General features: G+C 71.5%; 18 protein-coding genes. 12 read left to right on the forward strand and 6 right to left on the reverse strand.

Features of this window, described 5'->3' with window-relative positions; all coding sequences use genetic code 11:
• Window positions 1-11 precede the first annotated feature (11 nt).
• The 3 genes from SACTE_RS06100 (at window position 12) to tyrS (ending at window position 4334) form a co-directional block, all read left to right on the forward strand.
• Complete coding sequence (locus tag SACTE_RS06100; protein ID WP_014045152.1) at window positions 12-1535, forward strand: TldD/PmbA family protein; 1524 nt, start codon at window positions 12-14, stop codon at window positions 1533-1535.
• A gap of 82 nt (window positions 1536-1617) precedes the next feature.
• Entirely contained in the window at window positions 1618-3012 is a 1395-nt protein-coding gene (locus SACTE_RS06105; RefSeq protein WP_014045153.1) for a metallopeptidase TldD-related protein, read from the forward strand.
• 53 nt (window positions 3013-3065) lie between these two features.
• Window positions 3066-4334, forward strand: a complete 1269-nt coding sequence (tyrS, locus tag SACTE_RS06110; RefSeq protein WP_014045154.1) for a tyrosine--tRNA ligase — start codon at window positions 3066-3068, stop codon at window positions 4332-4334.
• Between the two features lie 79 nt (window positions 4335-4413).
• Here the strand turns inward: tyrS and SACTE_RS06115 are convergent, their stop codons facing one another.
• Window positions 4414-4698 (reverse strand): GlsB/YeaQ/YmgE family stress response membrane protein, encoded by a 285-nt coding sequence (locus SACTE_RS06115; RefSeq protein ID WP_014045155.1) that lies wholly within the window; start codon window positions 4696-4698, stop codon window positions 4414-4416.
• Between the two features lie 209 nt (window positions 4699-4907).
• On the opposite strand from SACTE_RS06115, the gene SACTE_RS06120 reads away from it, so the two are divergent.
• Window positions 4908-5282 (forward strand): DUF3099 domain-containing protein, encoded by a 375-nt coding sequence (locus SACTE_RS06120; protein ID WP_226995147.1) that lies wholly within the window; start codon window positions 4908-4910, stop codon window positions 5280-5282.
• Window positions 5283-5499: 217 nt separating this feature from the next.
• Window positions 5500-5748, forward strand: a complete 249-nt coding sequence (locus SACTE_RS06125) for a hypothetical protein (protein WP_014045157.1) — start codon at window positions 5500-5502, stop codon at window positions 5746-5748.
• Here SACTE_RS06125 and moaA read toward each other — a convergent pair.
• The 3 genes from moaA to SACTE_RS06140 form a co-directional block, all read right to left on the reverse strand.
• Window positions 5731-6720 (reverse strand): GTP 3',8-cyclase MoaA, encoded by a 990-nt coding sequence (gene moaA / locus SACTE_RS06130; protein ID WP_014045158.1) that lies wholly within the window; start codon window positions 6718-6720, stop codon window positions 5731-5733. The two genes, SACTE_RS06125 and moaA, sit on opposite strands and share 18 nt — an antisense overlap.
• A 150-nt stretch (window positions 6721-6870) precedes the next feature.
• Window positions 6871-8505 (reverse strand): cation acetate symporter, encoded by a 1635-nt coding sequence (locus tag SACTE_RS06135; protein WP_014045159.1) that lies wholly within the window; start codon window positions 8503-8505, stop codon window positions 6871-6873.
• Complete coding sequence (locus SACTE_RS06140) at window positions 8502-8867, reverse strand: DUF485 domain-containing protein (protein ID WP_014045160.1); 366 nt, start codon at window positions 8865-8867, stop codon at window positions 8502-8504. The genes SACTE_RS06135 and SACTE_RS06140 overlap by 4 nt, the downstream gene beginning before the upstream one ends.
• Before the next feature lie 307 nt (window positions 8868-9174).
• Here SACTE_RS06140 and SACTE_RS06145 point away from each other — a divergent pair, with 307 nt between their 5' ends.
• A complete protein-coding gene (locus tag SACTE_RS06145) occupies window positions 9175-10704 on the forward strand; it encodes a S8 family serine peptidase (RefSeq protein WP_014045161.1) in 1530 nt (509 codons plus the stop codon).
• Window positions 10705-10761: 57 nt separating this feature from the next.
• Here SACTE_RS06145 and SACTE_RS06150 read toward each other — a convergent pair whose 3' ends face one another.
• On the reverse strand, window positions 10762-11445 hold the full coding sequence (locus tag SACTE_RS06150; protein WP_014045162.1) for a lysoplasmalogenase: 684 nt from the start codon (window positions 11443-11445) through the stop codon (window positions 10762-10764).
• Window positions 11442-12344: a sterol desaturase family protein gene (locus tag SACTE_RS06155; protein ID WP_014045163.1), complete on the reverse strand. Its 903-nt coding sequence runs from the start codon at window positions 12342-12344 to the stop codon at window positions 11442-11444. Before SACTE_RS06155 ends, SACTE_RS06150 begins: the two co-directional genes overlap by 4 nt.
• 665 nt (window positions 12345-13009) lie before the next feature.
• Here SACTE_RS06155 and SACTE_RS34525 point away from each other — a divergent pair.
• The 6 genes from SACTE_RS34525 (at window position 13010) to SACTE_RS06185 (ending at window position 18077) form a co-directional block, all read left to right on the forward strand.
• The gene (locus SACTE_RS34525; RefSeq protein WP_019992822.1) at window positions 13010-13267 is read left to right on the forward strand and encodes a hypothetical protein; all 258 of its coding nucleotides are present in this window, start codon (window positions 13010-13012) and stop codon (window positions 13265-13267) included.
• Window positions 13268-13296: 29 nt separating this feature from the next.
• Window positions 13297-14304, forward strand: coding sequence for a DEDDh family exonuclease (locus SACTE_RS06165; protein ID WP_019992821.1), 1008 nt, complete (start codon window positions 13297-13299; stop codon window positions 14302-14304).
• 63 nt (window positions 14305-14367) lie between these two features.
• Window positions 14368-14601 carry a hypothetical protein gene (locus SACTE_RS06170; RefSeq protein WP_078492597.1) on the forward strand — a complete coding sequence of 78 codons (234 nt, stop codon included), beginning with the start codon at window positions 14368-14370 and terminating at the stop codon, window positions 14599-14601.
• 68 nt (window positions 14602-14669) lie between these two features.
• Complete coding sequence (locus SACTE_RS06175; protein WP_014045166.1) at window positions 14670-15464, forward strand: SURF1 family protein; 795 nt, start codon at window positions 14670-14672, stop codon at window positions 15462-15464.
• Window positions 15465-15523: 59 nt separating this feature from the next.
• Window positions 15524-17317, forward strand: coding sequence for a glycoside hydrolase family 15 protein (locus SACTE_RS06180; protein ID WP_014045167.1), 1794 nt, complete (start codon window positions 15524-15526; stop codon window positions 17315-17317).
• A gap of 4 nt (window positions 17318-17321) precedes the next feature.
• Window positions 17322-18077 (forward strand): SDR family oxidoreductase, encoded by a 756-nt coding sequence (locus SACTE_RS06185; protein ID WP_014045168.1) that lies wholly within the window; start codon window positions 17322-17324, stop codon window positions 18075-18077.
• The last annotated feature ends 19 nt before the right edge of the window (window positions 18078-18096 follow it).

The raw sequence follows: 18096 nt of genomic DNA on the forward strand, positions 1-18096 counted from the left end.
GGGAGGCCCGCGTGGCCCACGAGGTAGATCAGTCGTTCCTGGCCCTGCCGCTGCGGGCCCTCGCCGACGCGGCGCTGGCCCGGGCCCGTGCGCTGGGCGCGGCGCACGCCGACTTCCGGTTCGAGCGGGTGCGCGGCGCCTCCTGGCGGCTGCGGGACGCCCGGCCCTCCGGGACGTCGGACACCACCGACCTCGGATACGCGGTCCGGGTCGTGCACGGCGGGGCCTGGGGGTTCGCGTCCGGGGTGGACCTGACGATGGACGCGGCGGCGAAGGTCGCCTCGCAGGCCGTCGCGATGGCCAAGCTGTCGGCGAAGGTCATCGCGGCTGCCGGTTCGGACGAGCGCGTGGAGCTGGCGGACGAGCCGGTGCACGGCGAGCGGACCTGGGTGTCCGCGTACGACGTCGACCCGTTCTCCGTACCGGACGAGGAGAAGGCCGGGCTGCTCGCCGAGTGGAGCGCGCGGCTGCTGGCGGCCGACGGGGTCGCGCACGTGGACGCCTCCCTCATGACCGTCCACGAGAACAAGTTCTACGCGGACACCGCCGGCACCGTCACCACGCAGCAGCGGGTGCGGGTGCATCCGCAGCTGACCGCCGTGGCCGTGGACTCCGCGACCGGCGAGTTCGACTCGATGCGGACCATCGCGCCGCCGGTCGGGCGCGGCTGGGAGTACCTCACGGGCACCGGCTGGGACTGGGACGCCGAGCTGGAGCGGATCCCCGGCCTGCTGGCCGAGAAGATGCGGGCGCCGAGCGTCGAGGCGGGCACCTACGACCTGGTGGTCGACCCGTCCAACCTCTGGCTGACCATCCACGAGTCGATCGGCCACGCCACCGAACTGGACCGCGCGCTGGGCTACGAGGCCGCGTACGCGGGAACGTCGTTCGCCACCTTCGACCAGCTGGGCAAGCTGACGTACGGCTCCCCCGTGATGAACGTGACGGGCGACCGCACCGCCGAGCACGGGCTCGCGACCGTCGGGTACGACGACGAGGGCGTCGAGGCCCAGTCCTGGGACCTGGTCAAGGACGGCACGCTGGTGGGCTACCAGACGGACCGGCGGATCGCGAAGCTGACGGGCCTCGGCCGGTCCAACGGGTGCGCCTACGCGGACTCCCCCGGCCACGTCCCCGTACAGCGCATGGCGAACGTGTCCCTGCGGCCCGACCCGGGCGGGCTGTCCACGGAGGACCTGATCGGCGGGGTGGAGCGCGGGATCTACGTGGTCGGCGACCGCTCCTGGTCGATCGACATGCAGCGCTACAACTTCCAGTTCACCGGGCAGCGCTTCTTCCGGATCGAGAACGGCCGGCTGGCCGGCCAGCTGCGGGACGTGGCGTACCAGGCCACGACCACCGACTTCTGGGGCTCGATGGAGAAGGCCGGCGGCCCGCAGACCTACGTCCTGGGCGGCGCCTTCAACTGCGGCAAGGCCCAGCCGGGCCAGGTCGCGGCCGTCTCGCACGGCTGCCCCTCCGCCCTCTTCCGGGGCGTCAGCATCCTCAACACGACGCAGGAGGGCGGGCGATGACGCGGTACGCCGTCTCCGGCCGGGGGTCCGGGGGTCGCCCCCCGGGCAAGCACAGTCTCAACACGACGCAGGAGGGCGGGCGATGAGCCGCGTCAGCAAGCCGCACGAGATCGTCGAGCGGGCACTCGAACTGTCCACCGCGGACGGCTGTGTGGTCATCGCGGGGGAGAACTCCTCCGCCAACCTGCGCTGGGCCGGCAACGCGCTCACCACGAACGGGGTGACACGAGGCCGGACCCTGACCGTCGTCGCCACGGTCGACGGCGCGCGGGGGACGGCCTCCGGTGTGGTGTCCAGATCGGCCGTCACGCCGGACGACCTGGAGCCGCTCGTACGGGCCGCCGAGGCGGCCGCCCGCGGCGCCGGGCCGGCCGAGGACGCCCAGCCGCTGGTCTCGGGCGTCCCGGCGTCCCCCGGCTTCACGGACGCCCCGGCCGAGACCGGCTCCGACGTCTTCGGCGCCTTCGCCCCGGCGCTGGGCGACGCCTTCGCCCGGGCCCGTTCCGGCGGCCGCGAGCTGTACGGCTTCGCCAACCACGAGATGACCTCCACCTACCTGGGGACGTCGACGGGGCTGCGGCTGCGCCACGACCAGCCCAACGGGACGCTGGAGCTGAACGCGAAGTCCCCCGACCGCACCCGGTCCGCCTGGGCCGGCCGGGCCACCCGGGACTTCCAGGACGTGGACCCGGCGGCGCTCGACGCGGAGCTCGCCCAGCGCCTTCGCTGGGCGGAGCGCCGCACCGAGCTCCCGGCCGGCCGCTACGAGACGCTGCTGCCACCGACCGCGGTGGCCGACCTGCTGATCTACCAGTACTGGTCGGCCTCCGCCCGGGACGCCGCCGAGGGCCGTACGGTCTTCTCGCGCCCCGGGGGCGGCACGCGGCTCGGCGAGAAGCTGTCCGAGCTGCCGCTGACCCTGCGCAGCGACCCGCACGAGCCGGGCCTGGAGTCCGCGCCGTTCCTGGTCGCCCACTCCTCCGGCGACGCCGCCTCCGTCTTCGACAACGGGCTGCCGCTGGAGCCGACCCGGTGGATCGAGGACGGCAGGCTGGAACGGCTGACCACGACCCGGCACTCCGCGGGTCTGACCGGCCTGCCGGTGACGCCCGCCCTGGACAACCTCGTCCTGGACGGCGGCGGTGAGCGGTCGCTGGAGGAGATGGTGGCCGCGACGACCGGGCGGGCCCTGCTGCTGACCTGCCTCTGGTACATCCGCGAGGTGGACCCGGCCACGCTGCTGCTGACCGGGCTGACCCGGGACGGCGTGTATCTGGTCGAGGACGGCGAGGTCGTCGGCGAGGTGAACAACTTCCGGTTCAACGAGTCGCCGGTCGGCCTGCTGTCCCGGGCCTCGGAGGCGGGCCGTACGGAGCGGACGCTGCCGCGCGAGTGGGGCGACTACTTCACCCGGGCCGCCATGCCGGCGCTGCGCATCCCGGACTTCCACATGAGCTCGGTCAGCCGGGGCGTGTGACCCCCATAGACTGACCGGACAACCGATCGAACCCTTCGAGGAGAGAAAAGACCGTGACGGACATCGTCGACGAGCTGAAGTGGCGCGGGCTGTTCGCCCAGTCCACGGACGAAGACGCCCTGCGCAAGGCTCTCGCGGACGGCCCGGTCACGTTCTATTGCGGTTTCGACCCGACCGCGGCCAGCCTGCACGTCGGCCACCTGGTCCAGGTGCTCACCATGCGCCGGCTCCAGCTGGCGGGCCTCAGGCCGCTCGCCCTGGTCGGCGGGGCCACCGGCCAGATCGGTGACCCGCGGCCGACCGCGGAGCGCACGCTGAACGACCCGGAGACCATCGCGGCCTGGGTGGACCGGCTGCGCGGCCAGATCGAGCCCTTCCTCACCTTCGAGGGCCCGAACGCCGCCACCATGGTGAACAACCTGGACTGGACGGCGGGCCTCTCCGCGATCGAGTTCCTCCGGGACATCGGCAAGCACTTCCGGGTCAACAAGATGCTCACCAAGGACTCGGTCGCCCGCCGGCTGGAGTCCCAGGAGGGCATCAGCTACACCGAGTTCAGCTACCAGCTGCTCCAGGGCATGGACTTCTTGGAGCTGTACCGGCGGCACGGCTGCACCCTCCAGCAGGGCGGCAGCGACCAGTGGGGCAACCTCACGGCGGGCATCGACCTGATCCACCGCCTGGAGCCGGGCGCCCAGGTCCACGCGCTGGCGACGCCGCTGATGGTCAAGGCGGACGGCACCAAGTTCGGCAAGTCCGAGAGCGGCGCGGTCTGGCTCGACCCGGAGATGACCACCCCGTACGCGTTCTACCAGTTCTGGCTGAACGTGGACGACCGGGACATCTCGACGTACATGCGCATCCTCAGCTTCAAGAGCCGTGAGGAGCTCCAGGAGCTGGAGCAGCTCACCCAGGAGCGTCCGCAGGCGCGCTCGGCCCAGCGCGCGCTGGCCGAGGAGCTGACGACACTGGTGCACGGCGGTGCGCAGTGCGCGGCGGTCATCGCGGCGTCGAAGGCGCTCTTCGGGCAGGGCGACCTGGCCGAGCTGGACGAGCCGACGCTCGGCGCGGCGCTCTCCGAGGTGCCCCACGCCCGGGTCACCGAGCTCGGCCCGGTGGTGGACCTCCTGGTGGAGGTCGGCCTGTCGGCCAGCAAGTCGGCAGCCCGCCGCACGGTCAAGGAGGGCGGGGCCTACGTGAACAACGCGAAGGTCACGGACGGCGAGGCGGCACCGGCCCGCGAGGAGCTGCTGCACGGGCGCTGGCTGGTCCTGCGCAGGGGCAAGAAGAACCTGGCGGCCGTCGAGGTCACGGCCGGCTGACCCCTCCGGTTCCGGAACACGAGCACCGAGGCCGGTCACGCGGGATGCGTGACCGGCCTCGGTGCTCTGTCCGTCCGGGTCAGGTCCTCTGCCGGTCGCCCCTGCGGCCCCTGATCGCCTGCCACAGCATGTCGCCGACCGCGACGATCACGATGGCGCCGATCAGCTGGAGCACATGGCGCGTCCAGTCGATGCCCTTGGTGTCGGCGACGCCGAGCCAGCCCGCGACGGCGTTACCGAGGATGCTGCCCAGGATGCCGAACACCACCGTCAGCCACAGAGGGATGTTCTGCTTGCCCGGCAGGATCCCCCGGGCGATGACACCCAGTACGAGACCCACGATGATTGCCCACAGCCAGCCCATGTCGCCTCCTTGTGCTGCGCGATGTGCGCACGTTCGACCAGTCTCGTCCCACCCGTGCCGCGGCGCATGCCGAGCAGGGCCGTACGTGGCACGGCGGCCCGGATCCCGGCCGGGCGGGCGCCCCGGTCCCTGAGCCTGCGGATATCGGGCGTACCGTAGGAGCGGCCCGGTCGGAGATGGCCGGCGGAGCGATCTGGTGGTGGGACATGATGCGGAATCAGAGGGGCGCGCTGGTCTTCCGGATCACCGGCGCCCGGCAGTCGCTCGCCGACGACGTGCGGGGCAGACAGCGGCGCTACATCATCTCGATGTCCGTGCGGACCGTCTCCGTGGTGCTGGCCGCGACGCTCTGGAACGTCGAGAGGCACGTGGCGGTGGTGGCGCTCGCGCTGGGTGTCCTGCTCCCCTACGTCGCGGTGGTGATCGCCAACGCGGGCCGCGAGAACGCCCCTGGGCTTCCTTCGACGTTCGTGCCCGCTCCGATGCGACCCGCTCTGGGGGCGGCATCCGGGACCGAACCCGCCGGGCCTGTCCCGGATTCGGGTGGGGCCGGCAGCGCCGGAGGTGCGCCCGGCCCGGAATGAGTTCGTCCGGGTCTGTACCGACTGGAAAGCTCAAGAAAAGCTCAGATCAATCATCGGGATCCTGTGCACCGCACCCCGGTGCCCGTGGCATACTTCGTACGCGCTCCGCATCCCCCGTCGGAGCGACGGACCGACGCCGGGCAGCTCCCCCCGTGGCTGCCCGGCGTCGCCTTTTCCCCGGCGGGGACGCGGCGTGCGGCCCCGTAGGGTTGACGCCGTGAACTTCCCCGATACTCCCGCCGAGAGCGCCGCCGGCGCACCCGTCTGCTCCGCGAAGGGCTGCCGTGCCGACGCGGTCTGGGTGCTCGCCTGGAACAACCCGAAGCTGCACACCCCTGAGCGCCGCAAGACGTGGCTCGCCTGCGACGAGCACCGAGAGCACCTCTCCTCGTTCCTCGGGGTGCGCGGTTTCCTGAAGGACGTCGTACCGCTGGCCGAGTGGGAGTCCTCAGCCTCCGATCGCTGACATCGGGCGGTCGGGCTGGAGGAAGGCGGGGTCGTCGAGGCCGGAGCCCGCCTTCTTGCCCCACATGGCGAGCTTCCAGATCCGGGCGATCTCCTCGTCGGGCGCGCCGGAGCGCAGGGCGCCGCGCAGGTCCGTCTCCTCCTGGGCGAACAGGCAGGTGCGGACCTGGCCGTCGGCGGTGAGCCGGGTGCGGTCGCAGGCCTGGCAGAAGGGCCGGGTCACGGAGGCGATGACGCCGACGCGGTGCGGTCCGCCGTCCACCGTCCAGCGCTCGGCGGGGGCGGATCCGCGCTCGTCCTCGTCCTCGGCGGTGAGGGTGAAGCGCGTGCGCAGCGAGGCGAGGATGTCCCCGGCGGTGATCATTCCGTCGCGTTTCCAGCCGTGCTGGGCGTCGAGCGGCATCTGCTCGATGAAGCGGAGCTCGTAGCCGTGGTCCACGGCCCAGGCGAGCAGTTCGGGGGCCTCGTCGTCGTTGAGCCCGGGCATGAGGACGGAGTTGACCTTGACGGGGGTGAGTCCGGCGTCGCGGGCTGCCCGCAGGCCGTCCAGGACGTCCTTGTGCCGGTCGCGCCGGGTGAGCGTCTTGAAGACGTCCGGGCGCAGGGTGTCCAGGGAGACGTTGACGCGGTCGAGGCCCGCGGTCTTCAGGGCGGCGGCGGTGCGCTTGAGCCCGATGCCGTTGGTGGTGAGCGACATCCTGGGGCGGGGCTCCAGGGCGGCGCAGCGCTCGACGACGGAGACGAGCCCGGGGCGCAGCAGCGGTTCGCCGCCGGTGAAGCGGACCTCGGTGATGCCGAGCGAGGTGACGGCGACGCGGACGAGCCGGACGATCTCCTCGTCGGTGAGCAGGTCGGGCTTGGCCAGCCACTGCAGGCCCTCTTCGGGCATGCAGTAGGTGCAGCGCAGATTGCACCGGTCGGTCAGTGAGACGCGCAGGTCGGTGGCGACCCGGCCGTAGGTGTCGATGAGCACGTGGGCCCCCTCCCCGGTGATGACCGCGGTTGTGGTCTGACGCCTTCGACACTACGCGAGAGCGGTGACAACGGGAGTGGCCGATTGGCACGAGGTGGGGGACGGCCCCGTCGTAGGTCTCTACGACGGGGCCGTGCCACGCGGTGGGTGTCAGTGGGCCCCGGTGCCGGTGAGGGACTTGACCTCCAGTTCGGCGTACTTGTCGGTGTCCGGCTCCTCCTTGGAGACGACGGAACCGATCCAGCCGAGCAGGAAGCCGAGCGGGATGGAGATGAGGCCCGGGTTCTCCAGGGGGAACCAGGCGAAGTCGACGTCCGGGAACATCGAGCTGGCCTTCCCGGAGACGACCGGGGAGAACAGCACGAGGACGACGGACGAGGCGAGACCGCCGTAGATGGACCAGAGGGCGCCCTGGGTGGTGAAGCGCTTCCAGAAGAGGCTGTAGAGGATGGTCGGCAGGTTCGCCGACGCGGCGACGGCGAAGGCCAGCGCGACGAGACCGGCGACGTTCAGGTCACGGGCCATGGCGCCGAGGGCGATGGAGACGATGCCGATCGCGACGGTGGCCCAGCGGGCGGCGCGCATCTCCTCCTTCTCGGTGGCCTTCCCCCGGCGGATGACGTTGGCGTAGATGTCGTGTGCGAAGGAGGACGAGGAGGCGAGGGTGAGTCCCGCGACCACCGCGAGGATCGTCGCGAAGGCGACCGCCGAGATCACGGCGAGCAGGACGGCGCCGCCGGTGGTGCCGACCCCGCCGAGGTACTCGGCGAGCTGCGGTGCCGCCGCGTTGCCCGCCGGGTTCTTCGCCTTGATCTCGTCCGGTCCGATGAGCGCCGCGGCGCCGAAGCCGAGGGCGATCGTCATCAGGTAGAAGGCGCCGATGATGCCGATGGCCCAGTTCACGGACTTACGGGCGGCCTTGGCGGTGGGCACGGTGTAGAAGCGGATCAGGATGTGCGGCAGGCCGGCGGTGCCGAGGACCAGCGCGATGCCCAGGGAGATGAAGTCCAGCTTCGAGACGCCGGTGGCGCCGTACTTGAGGCCGGGCTCCAGGAACGCCTTCCCGTGGCCGCTCTTCTCGGCCGCGGTGCCCAGCAGGTCGGAGACGTTGAAGTCGAACTTCCACAGCACCATGAAGGTCATCAGCAGCGCGCCCGCGATGAGCAGCACCGCCTTGACCATCTGCACCCAGGTGGTGCCCTTCATGCCGCCGATGGTGACGTAGAGGATCATGAGGACGCCGACCAGCGCCACGATGAGGATCTTGCCCGTGTCACCGGTGATGCCGAGCAGCAGGGCGACGAGGACACCCGCGCCGGCCATCTGTGCCAGCAGGTAGAAGATCGACACGACGATGGTGGACACACCTGCTGCGGTGCGGACCGGCCGCTGCCGCATCCGGTAGGCGAGGACGTCGCCCATGGTGTAGCGGCCGGAGTTGCGCAGCGGCTCGGCGACGAGCAGCAGGGCCACGAGCCAGGCGACGAGGAAGCCGATGGAGTAGAGGAAGCCGTCGTATCCGAAGAGCGCGATGGCACCGGCGATGCCGAGGAAGGACGCCGCGGACATGTAGTCGCCCGAGACGGCGAGGCCGTTCTGGAAGGCGGTGAACTGGCGGCCGCCGGCGTAGAAGTCGGAGGCGCTCTTGGTCTGCCGTCCGGCCCAGACCGTGATGGCCAGGGTCGCGGCGACGAAGACGGCGAAGAGGCTGATGATCAGCGGCCGGTGCTCGGTCGTGGACGAGGCGGCGAGGACGAGGGAAGAGGAGTGGGCTGCGGCGCTCATGCGTCGGCCTCCAGACGGGACTTGATGGCCTCCGCCTTGGGGTCGATCTTCGTCGCGGCGTGGCGCGAGTAGAACCAGGCGATGAGGAACGTGGTGGCGAACTGGGCGAGGCCGAAGACGAAGGCCACGTTGAAGTTGGCGAAGACGGTGGTGCCCATGAAGTCGCCGGCGTAACTGGACAGCAGCACGTACAGCAGGTACCAGGCGATGAAGCCGACGGTCAGGGGAAACGCGAACGACCGGTGAGCACGCCGCAGTTCGGCGAACTCCGCGCTCTTCTGCGTCTCGACGAAGACCTCGGTCGTCGGTTGGGCGGGACTGTTGTCCGTACTGCCCTGGGGCGGCGGTGCATCGGTAGCCACGGATTCTCCTCGCGACGCGGGTGCGGCGGTCTCGGTGGTGGATTTCACAAGAGGGGAGTCCTCTGCGCGGTGGGGGTTGGCATGCGACTCCCTGACAACGGCACGGAGGGCGTGGCGAAGCGGTTCACCACGGATTGGCTCTTTTCGAACCCACGTACGGCGTACCCGTCGCCCCGAGGTCACACCTCGAACTCACTTGCCCGCATTCGTTGATGCTCCGGCATGATCAGCGATAGCTTCACTGGTCATGTACAGACCCGGGCACGCTCGTGTCCGGGTCCACGGGCACGGATGATGTGGAGAACCCATGGCTCATCTGGCATCCAGACGGACACGCGCACTCACGCTGCCCGTCGGACTGGCACTCACGGCCTCGCTCGGCTTCCTCCCGGGGACCGCGTCGGCCGCTCCGGGCAAGGCGCCGGCGGCGACGGTCCGGACGGACGGCCCGAAGCTGTCCTACGTGGTGAACACGCGCGTCGGTCTCGGCACGGTCAAGCAGGTGAAGCAGGCGATAGCCAAGGCGGGCGGCACCGTCGTCACGTCGTACGACCGCATAGGCGTGATCGTCGTCCACTCGCAGAACCCGGACTTCGGACCGGCGATACGCAAGTCCTGGGGCGTGCAGTCGGCCGGGGCGACCCGCACCAACCCGATCGTCCCGCAGGCCACGAAGGACATCGGGGTCGCGCAGCCGCTCACCGCCGCTCAGGCCGAGGCGGCGTCGGCGAAGGCGACGGCCGGCCAGGACGAGCTGGAACCCCTGCAGTGGGACCTGCCCGCGATCAAGGCGGACAAGGCGCACCAGAAGTCGCTCGGCAGCAGCAGGGTCACGGTCGGCGTCATCGACACCGGCGTGGACGACACGCACCCGGACCTGGCGCCGAACTTCGACCGCAAGGCGTCGGTGAACTGCGTGTCCGGCGCGCCGGACACGACGGACGGCGCCTGGCGGCCGGCCGCGAACGAGAGCGACCACGGCACGCACGTCGCGGGCACCATAGCCGCGGCGAAGAACGGCACCGGCGTCACCGGCGTCGCGCCGGGCGTGAAGGTCTCCGGCATCAAGGTGTCGAACCCGGACGGGTTCTTCTACACCGAGGCCGTCGTCTGCGGTTTCGTATGGGCCGCCGAGCACGGCGTCGACGTGACGAACAACAGCTATTACACCGACCCGTGGCTGTTCAACTGCAAGAACGACCCGGACCAGGGCGCCCTGGTCGAGGCGGTCACCCGGGCCACCCGGTACGCCGAGGGCAGGGGCGTCGTGAACGTCGCCGCGGCCGGCAACTCCGACCACGACCTGGCCCTGCACGCCATCGAGGACACCACGAGCCCCAACGACTCGACCACGGTGACCCGCACGGTCGACCCGCGCCTGTGCCCCGACATCCCGACGATGCTGCCGGGTGTCGTGACGGTCTCGGCGACGGGTGCGAAGGGCCTCAAGTCCTCGTACTCCAACTACGGACTGGGCGTCATCGACGTGGCGGCCCCCGGCGGCGACTCGACCGTCTACCAGACGCCCGAGGCACCCGCCACCAGCGGCCTGATCCTGTCCACGCTGCCCGGCGGCAAGTTCGGCTACAAGGCCGGTACGTCCATGGCGTCCCCGCACGTCGCGGGCGTCGCGGCCCTGATCAGGTCGAGCCACCCGTACGCCTCGCCGGCGGTGGTGAAGGCCCTGCTGACCCACCAGGCGGACGCCACCGCGTGCGGTGCGCCGTACGACATCGACGGTGACGGCACCGTCGACGCGGTCTGCCAGGGCGGCAAGAGCTACAACGGCTTCTACGGGGCCGGTGTGGTGGACGCGCTGGACGCGGTCCGCAGGTAGTCCCGGCACACACGTGAGGAGGGGCCGGGGCACAGCTCCCCGGCCCCTCCGGCGTTCTCAGACCCGCACCCCGCCGCCCGTACGGTCGGCGCCGGTGACCGCCGGGGAGGCACCGTCCCGGCTCCCGAGCACCCCCGCCGTCAGCAGGTACTGCGCGGCCGCATAGGTCAGCATCACCCAGAAGTCGTGGGCGGGGAGCCGCGGCCACGCGGCGATGCTCGTGGCGATGAGCGCGTCGGACAGCAGGAAGAGCGCCCCGCCGGCGCCGGCCCACCGCCCGAGGGCCCCGGCCCGCCAGGCCATGGTGGTCAGGAGCAGGCTGTAGCAGGTCAGCGGGATCCTCATCCCGCCCGGCAGGTCCGACCACAGGAGTACGAGGAGGACGGCGAGGGCCGCCGCGTACCCGAGACCCGCGGGGAGGGACGCGCGGGCGCGGCCGAAGAGCCGGAGGTAGCAGACGTGGCCCGCGGCGAAGAGCCCCATCCCGGCGAGGAACGCGGCGTCCGCGCCGGGCATCAGCAGCACGTCCCCGCCCCAGCCGCACAGCAGCGCGGCGACGAGCAGCCGGGGACCGCCGCGGGCAGCCGCGTAGGCGGCGAGCAGCGGCATCAGCAACGGCTTGGCGACCAGGTGGGCGGTGTGCGACCCGGCCAGGAGTCCCGCCAGGTCGACGGCGGTGGCGGCGAGGAAGGCGACGAGCAGCGGGCGGACGAGCCGGGGCGCTCGCGGCCGCGGACTCACCGGGCCTGCTCGGCGGCGGGCCGCACGGACGCCTCACGGGGGGCGGGCGCGGCCGGCGCCACGGTCCGGGCGGGCTGCCACCCCGGTCCGCGAAAGACCCGCCCGGCCCGCTCGCTCCAGCTGCCGGCGGCCCGTACGTCGCGGGCGATGGCGGCGTACTCGTGGGTGGCGACGCGGAGCGGGTTGTAGGTGCTGATGTTCTTGGTGAGGCCGTAGACGGGCCGCTCGGCCTCGGCGGCGAAGGACCCGAAGAGCCGGTCCCAGACGATGAGGATGCCCCCGAAGTTCCGGTCGAGGTAACCGCCCTGGGACGCGTGGTGCACCCGGTGGTGCGACGGCGTGTTGAGGACGTACTCGAAGGGGCGGGGCAGCTTGCCGACGCGTTCGGTGTGCACCCAGAACTGGTAGACGAGGTTCGCCGAGGAGCAGAAGGCGAGCGCGGCCGGGTGGACGCCGAGGGCGATCAGCGGGAGGTAGAAGGGCCAGGACGTCAGCGAGGTCCAGGGCTGGCGGAGCGCCGTGGTGAGGTTGAAGTTACGGCTGGAGTGGTGGACCACGTGGCACGCCCAGAGGATCCGGACGACGTGGTGCCCGCGGTGCGACCAGTAGTAGAAGAAGTCCTGGGCGAACAGCATGAGCAGGACCGTCCACCACAGCACGGGGACGCGCAGCGGGGTCAGTTCGTACAGGGCGGTGTAGATCGCCACGACGGGGATCTTCCACAGCAGGTCGAAGACCAGGCTGCCCAGCCCCATGGTGACGCTGGTGGCGGCGTCCTTGGCTTCGTACCCGGCGGCCTCGTCGTCCGGGTGCAGCCGGTAGGACACCATCTCGAGGACGGTCAGCAGGACGAAGGCCGGGATCGACCACAGCACGACATCGGGCAGGTTCGGCTCCATGCGTGCACCGTAGAGCCGTCGGGCGGGCGGCGGATAGACGTTGTTACCCACAAGTATGTGAGACGCGGAGTCATCAGCGTTTGGCAGATTCCACCAAGAGCGCCGCATCGTAGGATTCCGCCCAGGAACGCCATCGGCGGGGGGAACGGACGGGCCCGGTACCGAAGTTGCGCTGCTCCGGCTGGCCGCCACCACGGTCATCGGCGCGGCGAACGGGCGCCGGGCTGGTCCCGGACCCGGTGCGCCCGCTCCCCCGCCAGGCGAAGCCGGACCGGCCGGCGAGGGTCTCGGCACCCGGCTCACGGCTTCGTACACCGACCTGCCCGAGCACGAACGGCTGGCCGCGCTCGCCTCCGTACAGGACGCCTTCGCACGGGCCGGTGAGAGCTGACCGCCGAGCGGCTGTTCGCCCTGGACCTGGACGAGACGCGGCCGCGCGCGGAACTCTCCGCCCCGGATCCCGGGCTCTGCGACGACCTGCCGCTCCGCTGCCGCGCGCACCTCCTTGAACAGCTCACCGCCCAGCCGTCGTCCACCGCCCGCGCGGCCGTGGAGCAGACCCGCGCCGGGGCCCGCACCCGGGACCTGGTGGAGGACGTACGCGCCCGGCTCGGCCCCTTCCCGACGCGGCGGCGCTCGCGTTCGAGGAGCGGTACGCCGCGTACGTGGCGACGGCGCACAGCGGGATGGGGCTGTTCGGCCTGACGCCGGGGCGGTCCGCGGGCGACTGGCCGCTGGAGGCGGCGTACATCTCACTGGCGGTGAGCGCGGAGCCCGGTCGGCACGACGGCCGCGACCACGTGGGCCGGGCGACGGTCACGGTGCAGCAGGCGCCGGCCCGCTCCCGGCGGTCGCTGCCGCTCCGGCCGGTGCCAACGGCGGCCGGACCGCTCACGGTTCACGGGCCCGGGATGCCCGGATAGGGCGGTGTCAGTCGCGGCCCGTATTCTCTGTGACCATGCTCGACGACCGTCAGACCGCAGCGCCGTGGCCGACCGCCTACCCCCAGGGGTACGCGGTCGTCGACGTGGAGACCACCGGACTCGCCCGCGACGACCGGATAGTGTCCGCGGCGGTCTACCGTCTGGACGCGCTGGGCGACGTCGAGGACCACTGGTACACACTGGTCAACCCCGAACGTGACCCGGGCCCCGTCTGGATCCACGGACTCACCAGCGAGGCCCTGGAGGGTGCGCCGCTCTTCCCGGAGGTCGCCGCCCAGTTGTCCGAGCGGCTCGACGGCCGGGTGCTCGTCGCCCACAACGCGGCGTTCGACTGGTCGATGCTCGCCCGGGAGTACGCCCGCGCGGCGATCACCGCGCCGGTGCGGCAGCGGCTGTGCACGATCGCGCTCTCCAAGGAGCTGCGTCTCCCGCTGCCCAACCACAAGCTGGAATCGCTCGCCGCCCACTTCGGCGTGGTCCAGCAGCGCGCCCACCACGCCCTGGACGACGCGCGGGTGCTGGCGGAGGCGTTCCGGCCGAGCCTGCACGCCGCGGCCAGGGGCGGGGTGCGGCTGCCGCTGCTGGAGTGCCGGCCGCTGACGGAGTGGACGGACTCACCGGTCGCCCCGCGCGTCGGCTACCAGCCGTCGCGCGGCCAGGGCACGTGGCGCGCCTCCCGTAAGCGACCCGCGTGCCCGTACCCCAACCCGGGACGCTACGAGTCGGACAAACCGCTTGTGCAGGGCATGCGGGTGGCGTTCTCCGGGGACACCTCGGTCGACCGTGAACTCCTGGAGGACCGCGCCGTGGAGGCCGGTCTGCACGTGGCGACCAGCGTCTCGCGACTGACGAGCCTGCTCGTCACCAACGACCCGGACGCGGCGACCTCGAAGACGGTGAAGGCGAAGTCGTTCGGCACGCCGATCCTGGAGGAGAGCGCCTTCACCCATCTGCTGAGGGACGTGGCCCCGGCCAGGTCCGTGGCGGTGCCGCCCCCGTCACCGTCATCGGAGTGAACCGGCCGCGACTCGCCCGGCATCCGCTCGCCCGCCGCCGCCCGGCATCCCACCCTGTGGCGCATGGCACGTTGCGAGGTATGCGGAAACGACTACGGGATGTCCTTCGAGGTGCACGCGCAGGGCGCGGTGCACGTCTTCGACTGCTTCTCCTGCGCCATCCACCGCATGGCGCCCATCTGTGAGCACTGCCGGGTCCAGGTCATCGGCCAGGGCGTCGAGGTCGACGGCCACTGGTACTGCGGCGGCCACTGCGCCCGGGCCGAGGGAAGGACGGGCATCGTGGACAAAGTGTGACGGCCCGGTCGGGCCCGTACAGGGACCCTCCGTGACGCACCCCATGGCCCCGGTTGTACGGTCATGGGGTGTACCGCTTCCTGTTGACCCGGCAGTGGGTGATCCTCACCCTCATCGTCCTCGTCCTGATTCCCACGATGGTCGAACTGGGTTTCTGGCAGCTGCACCGGCACGAACACCGGGTCCAGCAGAACGCGCTGATCACCGAGAACCTCGAAGCCGCCCCGGTCCCCGTCTCCCGGCTCACCTCCCCCGGGCACACGGTCCCGCGCTCCGACTACTGGCGGACGGTGACGGCCACCGGCACCTTCGACACCCGGCACGAGGTCGTCGTACGCCGCCGCACCTCGCGGGACGAACGCATCGGCGTCCTGGTCCTGACCCCGCTGGACCTCAAGGGCGGCGGGACCGTCCTGGTCAACCGCGGCTGGGTCCCCGCCGCCGACACCCAGGAGGGCTACCCGGACGTCCCGGCTCCGCCCGCCGGTGAGGTCACCGTCACCGGCCGGCTCAAGGCCGACGAGACGACGGGCGCCAGCGGCATCAAGGACCTGGCCGGCCTGCCGGACCGCCAGGTCATGCTCATCAACAGCGCCCAGCAGGCACACCTGCTCGGCCACCCCGTCCTCGGCGGGTACGTCGAGCTCACGAGCCCCGAACCGGCCGACGGCAGCCCGGAGACGATCGCCGCCCCCGACGACGGCTCCATCGGCCCGCACATGGCTTACGCCGTCCAGTGGTGGCTCTTCGCCGCGGGCGTCCCGGTCGGCTGGGTCATCCTTCTGCGGCGCGAGAAGCGCGACCGTGAGCAGCAGGCGAAGGAGAGCGAGACCGCGGGGGAACCGGAGCCGGCCACCGCCTGAGACGCCTTCACCCCGCTCCCGCTGCTTAGCGGGGCCGCGGTTCGGGAAGACGCCGATACGTGACACCACGTATCGAGGACTACGCGCTCATCGGCGATCTCCAGACCGGCGCCCTGGTCGGCAGGAACGGTTCCGTCGACTGGCTCTGCCTGCCCCGCTTCGACTCGGGCGCCTGCTTCGCGGCCCTGCTGGGCGACGAGGACAACGGGCACTGGCGGATCGCTCCCCAGGGCGCCGGCCCCACCGACACCTGCACCCGCCGCGCCTACGTGGACGACTCGCTGGTCCTGGAGACCTTCTGGGAGACCCGGACCGGGACGGTCAAGGTCATCGACTTCATGCCGCAGCGCGACAAGGCGCCCGACGTGATGCGGATCGTCGAGGGCGTCAGCGGCAGCGTCGACATGAGCTCCGTCCTCCGGCTGCGCTTCGACTTCGGCAAGGTCGTCCCCTGGATGCGCCGCTCGCAGGGCCACCGGGTGGCCGTCGCGGGGCCCGACTCGGTCTGGCTGCGCAGCGAACCTCCGGTCAAGACCTGGGGCCAGCAGTTCAGCACCTGTTCCTCCTTCACGGTGAAGGAAGGGGAGACCGTGGCGTTCGTCCTCACCTGGCACGCCTCCCACTCCCCGCGCCCGAAGCTGATCGACCCGCACAAGGCGCTGAAACACACCCTGACCGACTGGGCGAAGTGGGCGGCCCGGTGCACGTACCACGGCAGGCACCGGCAGGCCGTGATGCGCTCCCTGATCACCCTGAAGGCCCTCACCTACGCCCCCACCGGCGGCATCGTCGCGGCCCTGACCACCTCGCTGCCGGAGGAGATCGGCGGCGTACGCAACTGGGACTACCGCTACTGCTGGCTGCGCGACTCCACCCTCACCCTCGGCGCCATGATCTCGGCCGGCTATCTGGAGGAGGCCCGCGCCTGGCGCAACTGGCTGCTCCGCGCCGTCGCGGGCGACCCGGCGGACCTCCAGATCATGTACGGACTCGCCGGCGAACGCAGACTCCCCGAGACGGAACTGCCCTGGCTCGACGGCTACGAGCACTCCCGCCCCGTCCGCACCGGCAACGCGGCCGTGCGGCAACGCCAGCTCGACGTGTACGGCGAGGTCATCGACTCGCTCCGAGTGGCCCGTGAGGCGGGCCTCGACGACAAGCCGCACGCGTGGAACCTCCAGCTCAGCCTGCTCGGCTTCCTGGAGTCCGCCTGGCGCGAGCCGGACGAGGGACTGTGGGAGATCCGCGGCGAGCGCCGCCACTTCGTGCACTCCAAGGTGATGGCCTGGGTGGCCGCCGACCGCGCGGTGCGCACCCTGGAGGAGAACCCCCAGCTGCCGGGTGACGCCGACCGGTGGCGGACGATGCGGGACGCGGTCCACGCGGAGGTCTGCGAACGCGGCTACGACCCCGAGCGGAACACCTTCACCCAGTACTACGGCTCACAGGAGCTGGACGCCTCGGTCCTGCTCATCGTGCGGACCGGCTTCCTGCCGACCGACGATCCCCGGGTCGTCGGCACGGTCGACGCCGTCCGCGCGGAACTCGCCTCCGACGGCCTGGTCCGCCGGTACAGCACCGAGGGCGCCTCCGTGGACGGTCTGCCGGGCGAGGAGGGAGCCTTCGTCGTCTGCTCCTTCTGGCTGGTCGACGCACTGCTGCGCACCGGCCGCAAGCAGGAGGCCGAGGAACTCTTCGATGAGTTGCTCTCCCTGCGCAACGACGTGGGTCTGCTCGCCGAGGAGTACGACACGGCGGCCGGGCGCCAGCTGGGCAACTTCCCCCAGGCCTTCAGCCACATCGGACTGGTCAACAGCGCGGTCGACCTCGCACTGCACGAGACGGCAGGATAGGGCCATGGATCTTGGACTGAAGGACCGCGTGTACATCGTCACCGGTGCGAGCCGCGGGCTGGGCAACGCCACGGCGACCGCCCTGGCCGCGGACGGCGCGAAGGTGATCGTCTCCGGCCGGGACGAGAAGGGGGTCACGGCGGCCGCCGACGAGCTGGGCGAGGACGCCGTCGGCGTCGTCGCCGACAACGCCGACCCGTCGGCCGCGCAGCGCCTGGTGGACACGGCGAAGGAACGCTTCGGCCGGCTGGACGGCATCCTCATCAGCGTCGGCGGCCCCGCTCCCGGTTTCGTCGCGGACAACACCGACGACCAGTGGCAGTCGGCCTTCGAGTCGGTCTTCCTGGGGGCCGTCCGGCTGGCCCGCACGGCCGCCGCCGCACTCGGTGAGGGCGGTGTCATCGGCTTCGTCCTGTCCGGTTCCGTGCACGAGCCGATCGCCGGTCTGACCATCTCCAACGGTCTGCGCCCCGGACTCGCCGGCTTCGCCAAGTCCCTCGCCGACGAGCTGGGCCCGCTCGGCATCCGGGTCGTCGGGGTCCTGCCGGCCCGCATCGACACGGACCGGGTCCGCGAGCTGGACGCCCTGTCCGGTGACGCGGAGGCGGCCCGTACGGCCAACGAGGCGCGCATCCCGCTGCGCCGCTACGGCACCCCGGAGGAGTTCGGGAAGACCGCGGCCTTCCTGCTCTCCCCCGCGGCGTCGTATCTGACGGGCATCATGGTCCCGGTCGACGGAGGTTCCCGGCACGGTTTCTGACGCCCCGTGCGGGGTGGGC

This window comes from Streptomyces sp. SirexAA-E (genome assembly GCF_000177195.2).
Lineage (GTDB): Bacteria > Actinomycetota > Actinomycetes > Streptomycetales > Streptomycetaceae > Streptomyces > Streptomyces flavovirens.